This is a genomic window from Porphyromonas asaccharolytica DSM 20707 (assembly GCF_000212375.1).
GTDB lineage: Bacteria > Bacteroidota > Bacteroidia > Bacteroidales > Porphyromonadaceae > Porphyromonas > Porphyromonas asaccharolytica.
Genome location: NC_015501.1, coordinates 839,760 through 852,178, shown reverse-complemented (window position 1 = coordinate 852,178; position 12,419 = coordinate 839,760). Strand labels below are relative to the sequence as shown.

General features: G+C 53.7%; 11 protein-coding genes. 4 read left to right on the top strand and 7 right to left on the bottom strand.

The annotated features are described in order from the left end of the window. Positions 1 to 67: 67 nt before the first annotated feature. The 4 genes from PORAS_RS03385 to PORAS_RS03370 all read left to right on the top strand — a co-directional run bounded on the left by PORAS_RS03385 (position 68) and on the right by PORAS_RS03370 (position 3,715). The gene (locus PORAS_RS03385; RefSeq protein ID WP_004331492.1) at positions 68 to 391 is read left to right on the top strand and encodes a hypothetical protein; all 324 of its coding nucleotides are present in this window, start codon (positions 68 to 70) and stop codon (positions 389 to 391) included. Next, a complete protein-coding gene (locus PORAS_RS03380) occupies positions 391 to 723 on the top strand; it encodes a cell division protein ZapA (RefSeq protein ID WP_004331468.1) in 333 nt (110 codons plus the stop codon). Before PORAS_RS03385 ends, PORAS_RS03380 begins: the two co-directional genes overlap by 1 nt. A 172-nt stretch (positions 724 to 895) precedes the next feature. Further along, positions 896 to 2,524, top strand: coding sequence for a ribonuclease Y (gene rny, locus PORAS_RS03375; RefSeq protein WP_425357265.1), 1,629 nt, complete (start codon positions 896 to 898; stop codon positions 2,522 to 2,524). A gap of 105 nt (positions 2,525 to 2,629) precedes the next feature. Further along, positions 2,630 to 3,715: an LptF/LptG family permease gene (locus PORAS_RS03370; protein WP_013760183.1), complete on the top strand. Its 1,086-nt coding sequence runs from the start codon at positions 2,630 to 2,632 to the stop codon at positions 3,713 to 3,715. Positions 3,716 to 3,722: 7 nt separating this feature from the next. Here PORAS_RS03370 and PORAS_RS03365 read toward each other — a convergent pair whose 3' ends face one another. The 7 genes from PORAS_RS03365 to PORAS_RS08755 form a co-directional block, all read right to left on the bottom strand. Beyond that, positions 3,723 to 5,177, bottom strand: coding sequence for a TrkH family potassium uptake protein (locus PORAS_RS03365; RefSeq protein ID WP_013760182.1), 1,455 nt, complete (start codon positions 5,175 to 5,177; stop codon positions 3,723 to 3,725). 52 nt (positions 5,178 to 5,229) lie between these two features. Next, positions 5,230 to 6,573 (bottom strand): Trk system potassium transporter TrkA, encoded by a 1,344-nt coding sequence (gene trkA, locus PORAS_RS03360; protein WP_004331481.1) that lies wholly within the window; start codon positions 6,571 to 6,573, stop codon positions 5,230 to 5,232. Next, a complete protein-coding gene (gene dxs, locus PORAS_RS03355) occupies positions 6,564 to 8,465 on the bottom strand; it encodes a 1-deoxy-D-xylulose-5-phosphate synthase (protein WP_013760181.1) in 1,902 nt (633 codons plus the stop codon). The genes trkA and dxs overlap by 10 nt, the downstream gene beginning before the upstream one ends. Positions 8,466 to 9,105: 640 nt before the next feature. After that, positions 9,106 to 9,270 (bottom strand): DUF362 domain-containing protein, encoded by a 165-nt coding sequence (locus PORAS_RS03350; protein WP_004331495.1) that lies wholly within the window; start codon positions 9,268 to 9,270, stop codon positions 9,106 to 9,108. Between the two features lie 230 nt (positions 9,271 to 9,500). Next, complete coding sequence (gene miaB / locus PORAS_RS03345) at positions 9,501 to 10,853, bottom strand: tRNA (N6-isopentenyl adenosine(37)-C2)-methylthiotransferase MiaB (protein ID WP_013760180.1); 1,353 nt, start codon at positions 10,851 to 10,853, stop codon at positions 9,501 to 9,503. 24 nt (positions 10,854 to 10,877) lie between these two features. Then, positions 10,878 to 12,098, bottom strand: coding sequence for an MFS transporter (locus tag PORAS_RS03340; protein ID WP_004331475.1), 1,221 nt, complete (start codon positions 12,096 to 12,098; stop codon positions 10,878 to 10,880). Between the two features lie 153 nt (positions 12,099 to 12,251). Next, positions 12,252 to 12,410 (bottom strand): FeoB-associated Cys-rich membrane protein, encoded by a 159-nt coding sequence (locus PORAS_RS08755; protein ID WP_081452002.1) that lies wholly within the window; start codon positions 12,408 to 12,410, stop codon positions 12,252 to 12,254. Between the last annotated feature and the right edge of the window lie 9 nt (positions 12,411 to 12,419).

Here is a 12,419-nt window from a genome sequence, read left to right as displayed (position 1 = left end):
GGGGCTGAGACAAATTATTAGGACGAGTCTTTTTTTTCTGTACCTTTGTGATACACATGGTGACGAAATGACGCACGACGAGCAACTACAGGTGGATGCACTCTACCAAAATGCTCTGCGACTCATCGAGCAGCGGAATGCGCTGCAACAAGAGATCGAGACGCAGCGCAGGGAGATAGCAGACCTCAAGGCACGGCTCAGTGAGCAGTGTGATGAGCTGGAGGGACTCGAGAGTCGCAACCGGCAACTCTTGATGGCGCGCGCACTTATCGTCAGTGGTACTGATATGGGCATCGCTAAGGAGCGACTGTCCCAGATGATCAAACGAATGGACCAAAGTATAGCTCTCCTAGAGCTACAACATAGTACAGCTACAACTCAGCCACACTAATGGCACAAATGGATCAGCATAGCAACAGTCTAGAGCATCGTCAGAGCGAGATGCAGAGCATCACGCTACTGGTCGATGGTATCGCTATCCCCATTGACGTGCCACGCAGCGAGGAGCCTTACTATCGTCGTGCACAGCATACGATATCAGCTCTCGTCAAGAAGTATCGTGCTGCTTACCCACAGCCCGCAGAGAGCGAGGAGCAGCTTCACTGGCTTATGGCGGCCGTGGATATCGCCGTGCAGTGCGAGGTGCTCAAAGAGAGTAAAGACACGACAGAGCTACTGAAGCGTCTCTCTGAGGTAAATAGCCTTCTAGAGCGACAGTTGTAGGCTAAGGAGGGCGTCTCTTTCCTTTTTCAGAAAGGACTAGATCTGTCGCTCGAATCTATACGTTTGACCACTGGGACATCTCTCAGTAAGGTGAGTCTGTATCTCTATCGATCATGGCGGAGACTTTGTGACTGATTAGATATACACACTTTAGTAAGAACGATTTATGCAGATTAGCATATACCTATTTAGTTTACTCATATTGTTGGCTCTCATCATCGGTGGGGGCATCGTATGGGTTGTAGTGATGCGACTCCATAAGCAGCGAGCGGAGCGCATCCTACAGGAGGCTCAGGAGAGTGCCGACAAGGTTATTCTCGAGGCACATAAGACAAAAAAGAAAGAGCTACGTGAGGCTGACAGCATCCTAGAGAAAGCTCAGCAGGATGCCGAGATACTCAAGCAGCAGAAGATGATCGAAGCCAAGGAGTACGCCTTGCAGCTCAAGGGAGAGCTGGAGGAGCGCTTAGCAGATCGCACAGCACAGGTGCAGAGTCGAGAGACGACCCTACAGCAGCTGGAACAGACGCTCACAGCACGTACCAAGCAACTAGAAGATGCTTCGTCTGACCTCGAGCATGAGCGCAAGCAGATGGCACAGCAGGAGCAGCTAGTCGCTCAGAAGCAAGAGGAGCTAAATGCGGCCATCCTCAGCCAGCAAGCTAAGCTGGAGGAGATAGGTGGACTATCCGCTACCCAAGCTCGCGAGCAGCTCATCGAGTCCCTGCGCCTAGAGGCCCGTGATCAAGCGGCTGCCTACACAGCGGAGGTGATCGAAGAGGCTAAGATGAATGCTTCGCAAGAAGCTCGACGACTCATCGTAGCGACGATACAGCGCATCGCTACGGAGACCTCCGTGGAGAACTCGGTCTCAGTCTTTCATATAGACAATGACGAGGTCAAGGGACGCATCATCGGTCGTGAGGGACGTAACATACGAGCTCTCGAGGCTGCCACGGGTGTGGAGATCATCGTAGACGATACGCCAGAGGCTATCGTGCTCTCAGCCTTTGACCCTGTGCGCCGTGAGGTAGCTCGCCTAGCTCTGCATCAACTGGTACAGGACGGACGTATCCACCCGGCTCGCATTGAGGAGGTGGTAGATCGTGTGAGCAAGCAGATCGAGGAGGAGATCATCGAGACGGGCAAGAGGACGATCATCGACCTCGGTATCCATGGTATGCACCCTGAGCTGGTACGTCTAGTGGGCAAGATGAAGTATCGCTCCTCCTATGGGCAGAACCTACTGCAGCATGCTCGTGAGACGGCCAATCTCTGTGCTACGATGGCTTCTGAGCTGGGGCTTAATGCTAAGAAAGCTCGTCGTGCCGGCTTGTTACACGACATTGGCAAGGTGTCTGACGAGGAGCCTGAGCTACCACACGCTATCCTCGGCATGAAGCTTTGTGAGAAGTACAAGGAGAAGCCCGACATCTGCAACGCTGTCGGTGCTCACCATGAAGAGATAGAGATGGAGACGCTCCTAGCGCCTATCGTGCAGATATGTGACTCGATAAGCGGTGCTAGACCAGGGGCTCGTCATGAGATCGTCGAGGCGTACATCAAGCGTCTTAAAGACCTCGAGCAGCTGGCGCTCTCTTATCCAGGTGTGGTCAAGACCTATGCGATCCAAGCGGGTCGTGAGCTACGTGTCATCGTCGGAGCCGAAGAGATCGACGATCAGGCCACCGAAACGCTCTCGGCAGACATTGCTCACAAGATACAGACCGAGATGACCTACCCAGGGCAGGTCAAGATTACGGTGATCCGTGAGACTCGTGCCGTGAGCTATGCTAAGTAGTAGGCTCATGACCAGCTTGGAAGCTGATTCATACCAAAGCCCTCGGAAGAATCTCCTCCCGAGGGCGCAAGCTACTATGTAAAGATCAAACATCTAGAGAGACAGATGCGTCGCAAGGTAATCTCTACGGTCGATAGGTACATCTTCACCCAGTTCCTGGCTACCTATTTTTTCTCCATTGTCCTGATCTTGGCGGTGGCGATAGCCTTCGACGTGACCGAAAAGCTAGACAAGCTCCTACAGCCAGAGGTGCCACTACGAGCTATCATATGGGACTACTACGCTAACTTCGTCCCTTACTATGCGAACCTCTTTAGCCCACTCTTTGTCTTCATAGCGGTCATCTATGTGACCTCGCGTCTGGCAGAGAATAGTGAGATCATTGCAATCCTAAGCTGCGGTGTGAGCTTCCGACGACTCCTCAAGCCGTACATGCTGGGCGCTGCCGTGATTGCGATACTGACTTTCCTCTTGAGTAGCTTCGTCATACCTCCAGGCAATCGCATTAGAATAGACTTTCAGAATAGATATATCAAGGACAAGCGCATCACCTACGCCAATGCTATCCAGATGCAGGTGGCACCTGAGACCTTTATGTTTATGTCCTATTACAATGATGAGAGCAAGGTCGGGTATACCTTTTCGATGGATCGCTTTGAGGGTAAAGATCTCAAGAGCCGTATGATGGCGAATAGCATTGTCTACGACACCCTCCACAACTGGCAGCTGCAGGACTATACGATCACATACTTCGGTGAGAGACAAGACTCGCTCCTTAGGGGTAATCAGCTAGACACGATCATCCCGATCACGCCAAAGGACTTCCTCGTCACCGAGGGAGATGTCGAGATGCTCTCCACGCCACAGCTATACCGCTCCATACAGCAGCAACGTATGAGAGGTGCAGCAACACAGCTCTACGCTATCGAGCTACACAAGCGCATCGCGATGATCCCCGCCTCCTTCATACTGACGCTCATGGGCGTCTCGCTCTCGGCTCGCAAGCGCAAGGGCGGCATGGGGCTAGCCCTCGCTGTGGGACTGTCGCTCAGCTTCCTCTACATCCTCTTCATGACGGTCACCTCCTCCTTTGCGGTTACGGGGGCTATGTCGCCAATGGTCGCAGCTTGGCTGCCGAACTTGGTTTACCTAGGCATCTCCTTCGTGCTCTACCGTCTTGCGCCACGCTAGTAAGAGACTAGCGACGCCAGAATGCTGGTGCGAAGAGACTCAGCACGGTAAAGAGCTCGAGACGACCTGCCAACATGAGGAAGCTCAGCACAAACAGGTCAAAAGAAGAAGCGCTCGAAAAGTTGAAAACATAGTCACCAAAGGCAGGTCCCACGTTGCCGATGGCCGAGACAGAGGCCGTGCCAGCGGAGATGAAGTCATTGCCCGTGAAGGTGAGACAGAAGGTGCCTAGGAAGATGAGCGCGATGTAACCAAAGAAGAAGCCCATCACCTTGTAGACCGCTTCATCAGGGACGCTCTTGCCATTGATCCGTAGTGGAGCCACAAGATTTGGAGAGACGCGATGAGCGATTTCCTTGGGGAGTGTCTTCGACATGATGACGAAGCGGATCACCTTGAGACCTCCCGCCGTGGACCCCGCACAGCCACAGATGAGCATGACGAAGAGTCCGCACAGCATAAAGAAGGGTCCCCAGCTACCATAGTCCGCATAGACATAACCCGTGGTAGAGATGAGCGAGACAATCTGGAAGAAAGCGTCGCGGATAGCTTTCCCTAGATGAGGCTGTATCTGGCTGATGACAAGGTGTAGGGTCACGAGCATAGCTGTGACAAGGATGATGCCGAGGAACCAGCGCGTCTGCTCGTCCTTGAAGAGTTGCTTGACCTGCCCCTTGAAAGCGAAGAAAATCAGTGTCATGTTAAGGCCACCGATCACCATAAAGATCATCAGTATCGTCTCAAAGTACGGACTATTGATCACCTCAAAGGGCTGATCATAGATCGAAAATCCACCTGTCGAGAGACAAGTTAAAGCCATGCAAGTAGCATCGAACAAAGGTATCGGCGTGAGCCGTAGCAGCAAGATCAGCACGATCGTCAGGAGCGTGTAGACAGCTGCCAGTCGTATAGCGACCTCCTTGATGCGTGGCATAAAGCGGTCATGATCTACGCCCGTCACCTCGGCTTGATAGAGGAGTCCGATGTCTTTGCCCAGCACAGGACTCAGCGCCAGAGAGAAGACGACGACCCCGATGCCACCCTGCCACTGCATGATCGAGCGCCAGAAGAGGATCCCCTTAGGGAGATGCTCCACAGAGGTAAAGGTCGAGGCGCCCGTAGTGGTAAAGCCCGAGACCGACTCAAAGAACGCATTACTAAAGCGTGGCAGATAGCCTCCCACGAGGAAGGGGATCATACCGATCAGTGCCACCACCAGCCACGTCATCGATACGGCGAGCATAGCCTCACGACGCCCGAGTTTGTCACTATGCTTCAGCCGTCCACAGAGGAGTAGCACTATGCCCACCAGCAGTGCTATGCCTAGCGTGACTAGAAGTGGTACTACGGTGTAGTCCCGCATGATGAGCGATACGACGATACTGAGGAAGAGAAAGATACACTCGATCAGACAGATCCCCCCCACGATGCTCCCCACGAAGGGAAGATTGATACGTCTCATGAGCTTGATTGAGTCAAAAAAAGGATTAGAGGTATTAGATAGCTATGGAGCTTTAGTCAAAGAGCTTAGAGAGTTGCTCCATAGGCGTATTGGTACAGAAGACCACGACACTGTCGTAGGGCTGTATCTCCATATTACCGTCAATCAGCATCGGCACGCCGTTACGCACCAGACCTCCGAGGGTGATACCCTTCGGTAGATCCAGCTCTTTGACCGGACGCTCCGTGATGGCAGATCCGCTCTTAGCTTGCAGCTCCGCCACATCGGTGTGAGCGATGGTGAGCGACTTGATAGACTTCGTGTCAGAGCCGAGGAGCGCGTGAAAGATGTTGCCCGCAGCGATCACCTTCTTATTGATGATCGTACCGATGTCGAGCTTCTCGGCAAGGGGTATGTAGTCAATGTTCTCCTCTTTAGCAATCGTCTTAGCCACTTGAAAGCGCTTAGCAGCGAGACAAGCAAGGATGTTCGTCTCCGAGTTCTCCGTTAGCGCCACAAAGATACTCTCCTCGTCTAGTCCTATCTCGGAGATAAGGTTGAGGTCACGCCCATCGCCATCGTAAAGCTTGACATTGGAGGGGATCTCATCTTCGATCTCCTTGATGCGCTCTAGATCACGCTCGATAAGGTGGAAGTCGATATTACTCGGTGCCTTGGAGACGGTGCGAAGCGCTATGAGGCTCCCCCCGAGGATGACCACCCTCTTGATAGGACGTAGATCCTTGTCGCAGTACTGGCGGACGAGATCTATATCTTTATTGAGACAGGTGAAGAAGACCACATCACCATGCTCTATGACTGTCTGACCATCAGGTATGAGCGTCTCCTCTCCGCGCTTGATAGAGACCACGTGAAAGGCTTTGTCGTCTAAACCCTTCGTCCAGCTCAGCGGACGCCCCACAAGGATACTACCCTTGCGTACCTTGACGCCCACAAGGACGAAAGCCCCATTGAGCAGCTCCACGTAGACTCTCGCCCAGGGGTGCTTGAAACTGTTGGCTATCTCCTCAGCGGCTAGCTCCTCTGGATAAATTAGCTGATCCACACCGAGACTCCCGAAGAAGCGACGATAGTGCTCCGCCAGATAGCGGTGGTTATTAATACGGGCGATAGTGCGCTTGGCACCAAGCTGTGCAGCAAGCATACAGGCGAGTAGATTCTCCGCCTCGCCAGGCATCACGCTGACAAAGAGATCGCAGTCATGCACCTCCGTCAGCTGCAGATCCTCCAGCTTCGTCGGGTCACCCACGATCGTATAAGCATCGAACTTGCGCTGTACACGACGCAGTAGCTCCTTGTCAGAGTCAATGAGTGTCGTGGACTGCTGCTCTTCGCCCGATAGCCTGTAGGCAAGATGGGTTCCCACCTCGCCAGCTCCAGCAATAACTATTCGCATAGCTCAGCTTTGATTCTATTATATATAGTGTCGACATCAATGCCACAGTAGCGGCGCTGCTCGGCAACAGTGCCTTGCTCGATAAACGTGTCGGGCAAACCGAAATGGATCATCCGCCCTCGGAAGCCCTGACGCTGAGCTAAGGCAGCGATCCGCTCACCTACGCCCCCGATGAGCGTACCCTCCTCAAGCGTGGCAATGCGGTCGTACCTCTCTAGTGCCGTTGTGATTAGCTCTTCGTCTAGAGGCTTCGCAAAAATCAAGTCATAGTGCGCTACTTCAATACCCTCAGCGAGCAGACGCTCACGCACCTCCTCTGCGGTCACGCCGATGGTGCCGATAGAGAGCAGAGCGATACGTCCACCCTCGTGCAGTACACGCCCCTTGCCTATCGGGAGGAGCTCAGCCGGACAGTGCCAGTCGACTAGCGATCCCTCGCCACGCGGGTAGCGGATCGCCATTGGCCCCTCCTGCCCTTCGTAAGCGGTGCGCATCAGATGACGCAGGTAGTGCTCATTCATCGGAGCTGCCACTGTCATATTCGGGATAGTACAGAGATACGCCAGGTCAAAGGCTCCCTGATGGGTCGCTCCATCCTGCCCGACCAAGCCGGCACGATCGATGCAGAGGACTACGTGGTAGCCCGGCAGAGCTACATCGTGAATAAGCTGATCGTAAGCACGCTGCAAGAATGAGGAGTAGATGACACAAAACGGGATCATCCCCTCACGCGCCATTCCTGCGCTAAAGGTCACCGCATGCGCCTCTGCAATACCCACATCGTAGCTGCGCTCAGGAAAAGCTTGCATCATCACACTCAGCGAACTGCCCGAAGGCATGGCTGGCGTGATCCCCACAATCCGCTTGTCCTCGGCTGCGAGCTCGGTGAGCGTCTTCCCAAAGACATCTTGAAACTTCGGTGGGTGGGCGCCTCGCTCGCTCTTGATGCGCTCCCCCGTCTTCACGTCAAAGCATCCAGGAGCGTGCCATACGGTCGCATTCTCCTCAGCCGGTTTGTACCCTTTACCCTTGATTGTCCTGAGGTGTAGGATCTTCGGTCCCCGCATCGGGAGGATACGTCGGAGCGTCTCCACGAGATGCTCTACGTCATGGCCATCGACGGGCCCGAAGTAGCGGATCCCTAGGCCGTCAAAGAAGGAGGAGTGGTTTTGTGTCAAGAGCGACTTGACACTGTTGTTGATCCGCTGGATGTTTTTCTTGCGACGATCACTCATCAGGTTCATCTGTCGCAAGCCTCGGTAGAGGTCGTAGCGGATCGTGTTATAGGCGTGGCTGGTGTTAAGGTCGACGAGATACTTGTTGAGCCCGCCCACATTGGCATCGATCGACATGTTATTGTCATTGACCACCACAAGCAGATCATTGGGATAAGAGCTGGCATTGTTGAGCCCCTCGAAAGCTAGTCCACCCGTCATCGAGCCATCACCAATGACAGCCACAACGTGACGCTCCTCCTGCTTGAGCTTAGCAGCGATCGCCATACCAAGAGCTGCGGAGATAGAGTTCGAGGCGTGCCCCGCGGGGAAGGTGTCGTACTCACTCTCGCTCGGTAGCGGAAAGCCCGAGAGCCCGCCCCACTGTCGTAGCATCTCAAAGCGATCTCGACGCCCGGTCAAGATCTTATGCCCATAAGCCTGATGCCCCACATCCCAGACGATGCGATCGTAAGGAGTACGGCAGACGTAGTGTAGAGCCACCGTGAGCTCTACCGCACCTAGGCTAGAGCCCAGGTGGCCCGGCACGTGTGAGAGCACCTCCAGCTCATAGCGGCGCAACTCACGGCACAGCTCTGAGAGCTGAGAGAGAGGGAGTTGACGTAACTGATGAGGTGTATCAATCTGCGAGAGTATAGGGTATTCGCTAGCGTTCATGATGTCGTGTGTATCTGTGTGAAGAGCGGCTCCTCCGCATCGGCAGTCGCTGACTTACGTAGCAAGCTTCCGTCAGATGCCTACTCTTCTTATCTTATGCAAAGATACTAATATGCAACAACACCTCATAGCCTCGCCAAGATTTCGCAAAGCTCACGTGTAACGATCTGTACCGACGCCCTCGCACTAAACATACTCGTGCCGCCCTACAAATTGTTACCCGTCTCTAATTTCTAACCTCTAATTCAATAGCCACGTGGAAAATTTCAAATCCCCACGTGGCTATTTTTTATTCTCCACGTAGGCGAGAATCATTTCCTCCGAAGTTTCGTTTGATTCCTCCGAAGTTTTATTTCGTCCCTACGTAGGAAAAAGTTTTTTCCTACGTGGGAAATTTCGATTTCCTCCGTGGAGATTTTTCGTTTTCAAGACCATCGCTAAGGTAAGACGACGCATCCGATCTAAGCGCTGCTAGGAAGAGCAGGGTATACATACGAGACCGTCCCCCACCCAAGTGCATCAGCACTCAGATGGGGGACGGCTTGCTGTCTAGTTAAGTGTGTAGCGACCGTGTGTGACGGCTACACGCTAGAGGGTACGGGAGGAGCGCAGCTCTAAGACCAGCTTCTCCGTGTAAGTCTTAACCCTCGATAGCGCCTGCAGGGCAAGCAGCAGCGCATGCGCCGCAATCGATGCAAGTATCAGCATCGATAGAGTAGATATCGCCCTCAGAGATTGCGCCTACGGGGCACTCATCGATGCAAGTGCCACAAGCTACACAGCTGTCAGTGATTACGTGTGCCATAATTCTATTGGTTTTTAGTTTGAGTATTAAGATTATCTATGATGTTACCACCGCCTTGGGACACCAAATAGGACGTCTCTCATGCTTTGGTAGTGCAAAGATACAACAAACTTCTGAGAATACCTACTTCTAGGTATTGGAATGGTGTTTTTTTCTTCATAAAGAGCGAAGGTGAATGGCAAACTCCCCCGCTGATACCTGCTTGTTGGGATGTCTCTCCAGGTTGTCCCCTACCCTTCGACCTCGCTACCGATCATCGTTGCCGAGGTAACACGCTCCACACGCACGGTCACTAGCTTGCCGATCTGGTTATGTCCCTTGGGGAAGACGATTACCTTGTTTTGTTGGGTACGCCCGAAGAAGTCATCGTGCGAGCGCTTGCTATAACCCTCGATGAGTACCTCAAAGCTCTTGTCCACATCACGCTCATTACTCTCGAGGCTCAGCTCGTTTTGCAGGGCAATCATACGATTGAGCCGCTCCACCTTGACCTCCTCGGGGACATCATCGACGAGATGACGCGAGGCGTAGGTGCCGGGACGCTCGGAGTACTTAAACATGAAGGCGCTATCCAGCCGTGCCTGCCTCATCACCTCGAGCGTCTCCTGAAAATCCTCCTCCGTTTCACCCGAGAAGCCACAAAAGACATCGGTGCTCAGTCCGCAGTCGGGCATATAGTCACGGATACGCTCCACACGCTCTAGGTACCACTCACGCGTATAGCGGCGATGCATACGCTCTAAGATACGATTGCTCCCGCTCTGCAGGGGGAAGTGGATATGGCGACAGATGTTGGGATAAAGGCTCATCACTTCGAGCGTCTCATCCTTCATATCCTTGGGGTGAGGCGAGGTAAAGCGAATGCGCATCGTCGGCACCGCCTCAGCGACCTTTCGTAGTAGATCAGCGAATGTGTAGCTCACGCCCGTCTCTGACTGCCAGCAGTAAGAGTTGACATTTTGCCCTAAGAGGGTCACCTCACGATAACCCTCCTGAGCCATGCGCTGTACCTCACGAACGATACTCTCGGGGTCACGGCTACGCTCACGACCTCGCGTGTAGGGGACGATGCAGTAGGTGCAGAAGTTGTCACACCCACGCATGATCGAGACAAAGCCACTGATGTGTAAGCCGGGGAGTCGCACAGGGATTACATCGCTGTAAGTCTCACTCTTCGACAGCTCGATGCTAATAGCGGGCTCGCCCGCCTCAGCGGCAGCGATCAAGTGCGGCAGATCGGTGTAAGCGTCAGGCCCAGCCACCAGATCCACGCCATGATCCTGTATGAGCGTCTCCCGCACACGCTCCGCCATGCAGCCCAGCACGCCGACGATCTGCGGATGCCCCGAGCGTCTGCGCTGCCCGTTGAGATTATCTAGACGATGTATGATACGCTGCTCTGCATTGTCTCGCACCGAGCAGGTATTGATGAGTACGGCATCCGCCTCATCGATCTGGTCGGTGAGCTGATAGCCCGCCAATTGCATCTGCGCAGCTATGATCTCGCTGTCAGCCACATTCATCTGACAGCCGTAGGTCTCGATGAAGACCCGCTTGTTCTCTTGCTCTACTCTCTCGGTCATAACAAGCGCAAAGGTACGAAAAGACTAGTTGCTGAGCCGCTCCCTCTGGATCCGCTTGTAGAGGACTACGTATAGAGCGACCGCTGCGCCCTCAGAGAGGATCGTCATAGCGACGATGATCGGCTGCTGCTCCAAGTCGTAGAGCCACCCCATGAGAAAGGAACCGAAGAGCAGCGACAGACCGTAGATCGTATTAAAGATGCCGAACCCTATGCCACGCTTACTGAATGGCGTGATGTCGGCAATAGCCGATCTCATGACCGTCTCGTGCGCTCCCAGCACGACACCCATCAGAATCATTCCGACCCAGAGCATCCCCATAGAGTGAGACAGGGTCAGCAGTGGCACAAAGGCTGTCAAGATAGGGACGATGAGCAGGATCAGCACGCCTCCCGTCTTGTGCCCCAGCTTGCGCTTCAGACGATCGTAACCCTTCCCGATGAAGATCGCGACGAGGGCGTCCACCGCCATGGCGACAGCATACAGGATCGGCACCATCTCATCAGAGACTATCTCCTGCGTCTTAAGATGATAGCCTATCAGGCTGAAGTTGATCAGTCCGAAGGCAACGAAAAAAGTAAATGCCGAGTAAATCCAGAAGATCGGTTGTAAGCGAGGTGGCTTTTGGGAGGTATCCACCCGTGGGGTGAGCTCCTCTCGTACGAACTTGCGATGCACTAAGGCTAGGACCACCATCAAGATGATAAAGGGGATGACCAATAGCTGGTAGCCTAGCTGAAAAACCTCTAGTCCACTACTCCCCACGAAGTAGAAGAGTGCCGTAAAGATCAAAGGTCCCAGGAATGCGCCCAGCTGATCCAGCGCCTCCTGAATGCCGAAAGCGTACCCCAGACCGATCTGATTCTCTGCGACGGCTGAGAGGATCGTGTCTTTAGCTGGGCTGCGCAAAGCTTTGCCTATTCGCTCGAGGAGGATAAAGGTGTAGAGCCACCCCCACGAGGTGGTTAAGCCCATCAATGGGATCACCAGATGCACGCCATAGCCCACAAAGAGGAATAGCCAGTAGCGCTTGCTCTTGTCCAGCCAAGCACCTGAGAGCAGGCGCAACGCATAGCCTAGGAATTCGCCTAGTCCGAAGACTAACCCCACCTGCGTCGCCGAGAGTCCCACCAAGCTGAGGTACTGCCCATTGACACTGCGAGCAGACTCATGCACGAGATCTCCCAGCATGCTGATCACGCCAAAGAGGAGCACGATCGTGAGCGCAGGAGAGCTACTGCGCAAACCTATCTTTCTTTGTTGCCTTGCCACTGCTTATGCTACTAGAGTTCAGTCTAGTAGTTGACCTGCTAGGCTGTCTGATTACATCGTTAGGTCAAAGTTACGACTATAATCTCACACCTTCCAACCAGTCAGCGCTATTCGTAGCACTCGTCGCTAGTCTCTCGACTTCGCTCTCGGCTTGTGGTCGCAGGCGGAGCAACCGGCACAGCCTGCTGCTCCTCGAGGGCGACGGATCAGTCGCCACACGCTACGGATTATGTAGAGCAGTGCAACAAGCAGTATGAGTAGTACAGCGATTGTCTGTAGATTCATAGCGACTAT

Bases quoted from the DNA above. Each gene is read 5' to 3' on its own strand.
- PORAS_RS03385 (WP_004331492.1), top strand. From the start codon at position 68: ATGACGCACGACGAGCAACTACAGGTGGATGCACTCTACCAAAATGCT.
- PORAS_RS03380 (WP_004331468.1), top strand. From the start codon at position 391: ATGGCACAAATGGATCAGCATAGCAACAGTCTAGAGCATCGTCAGAGC.
- PORAS_RS03370 (WP_013760183.1), top strand. From the start codon at position 2,630: ATGCGTCGCAAGGTAATCTCTACGGTCGATAGGTACATCTTCACCCAG.
- PORAS_RS03365 (WP_013760182.1), bottom strand. From the start codon at position 5,177: ATGAGACGTATCAATCTTCCCTTCGTGGGGAGCATCGTGGGGGGGATC.
- trkA (WP_004331481.1), bottom strand. From the start codon at position 6,573: ATGCGAATAGTTATTGCTGGAGCTGGCGAGGTGGGAACCCATCTTGCC.
- dxs (WP_013760181.1), bottom strand. From the start codon at position 8,465: ATGAACGCTAGCGAATACCCTATACTCTCGCAGATTGATACACCTCAT.
- PORAS_RS03350 (WP_004331495.1), bottom strand. From the start codon at position 9,270: ATGGCACACGTAATCACTGACAGCTGTGTAGCTTGTGGCACTTGCATC.
- miaB (WP_013760180.1), bottom strand. From the start codon at position 10,853: ATGACCGAGAGAGTAGAGCAAGAGAACAAGCGGGTCTTCATCGAGACC.
- PORAS_RS08755 (WP_081452002.1), bottom strand. From the start codon at position 12,410: ATGAATCTACAGACAATCGCTGTACTACTCATACTGCTTGTTGCACTG.